At 49.0% G+C, this 1,142-nt stretch carries 1 protein-coding gene; it reads right to left on the reverse strand.

Annotated features, from left to right (window positions below):
• Positions 1-98: 98 nt before the first annotated feature.
• The gene (traN, locus tag GH664_RS24045; RefSeq protein ID WP_118430442.1) at positions 99-1,127 is read right to left on the reverse strand and encodes a conjugative transposon protein TraN; all 1,029 of its coding nucleotides are present in this window, start codon (positions 1,125-1,127) and stop codon (positions 99-101) included.
• Positions 1,128-1,142: the final 15 nt, after the last annotated feature.

A 1,142-nucleotide genomic window follows, 5' to 3' on the forward strand; every position in this document is an offset into this window, starting at 1 on the left:
TCGATGCCTTTCATCTGAGGAAGGCATCGTTGGGCGAATGCCTGCCCTGCGGTGAGGGCAAGCATCGCCATGATTGCAATGTTTCTTCTTTTCATCCGTTACTTCACGCTAAGTTCGTTGATTGTCAAAGCTCGCACCAAGTCGCTGTTCTCCACGACAAACGACTGATGGCGACCGCCTTCCTTCTCATTCATCTCCACGACAAGTTCCTTGTCGTCTGGAATGGTAAATTTCGGCAAACAGAACACCGTCTGCTCCGTTTTCTTGCCAGCCACACGCACCACATAGTTGTAGGCACGGACAGGAAGAAGCACCTGCTCCTGAATGGCGGTTCGCTTCGCCACCTTCTTGTCCACCACCTTGAACGTGATATAGTCCACGTCAAACGGCACGTTGCTCTGGTTCTTGATTTCTGTGTGGAAATACAGCAAGTCGCTGTGTACATAGATGCCCTTCAAAAGGTACTGGATTCCGAAACGCTTGCTGCCGATGTGCTTCACCTTGCGTTTGTTCTCCTTGTGGATGGACTTCATGATGAGGTGTACCAGCATGGGACTTTCCTTGCCCAACTCCTTGAGATAAATCTCCTGCGCATTGTTCGGACGGTTCACCGCCTCACCGTCATGGATGAAGTCAGCCATCTCGATATTGAGCATGAGCGGTTCCTTGGCATACTTCACATTGAATGTGTAGAATGAGCCATCCTCCGTGATGACGCTCATATTGGTCTCTTTCTTGAAGTTCTTCACGGCTGCTTTTACACGGATAACATTCTCCGCACCGTCCGCCTTGCCAGCTATCAAATCCTCTGAACCCAAGTCAACGTACTTGACAGAGGCAGGAAAGAGAATATGAACCGTCTTGTCATAAGTCACTTCCAAACCATGAGGTGGAATCATGCGGTCGAAGGTCAGCTTCTTGGTCAAGCCATGATAGAGATTGCTGTTCTCTTCCTTCTGCGGATACACCTCCTTGGTCAAGGTCAGTTTCTCTTCCTGGTCGGAAGAAACATTGCTTACTTGCTCAGTCTTTACAGACTTCTGCGCTTTTTTCTTGCCTGTCTTCTGCGCTGATGCAGTGCAGGCTACGCCCAGCATAATGGCGAACATGATTGTTGTCTTCTTCATTTTGGTTTGCTTTTA

This window comes from Thauera sp. 2A1 (genome assembly GCF_009469595.2).
Lineage (GTDB): Bacteria > Pseudomonadota > Gammaproteobacteria > Burkholderiales > Rhodocyclaceae > Thauera.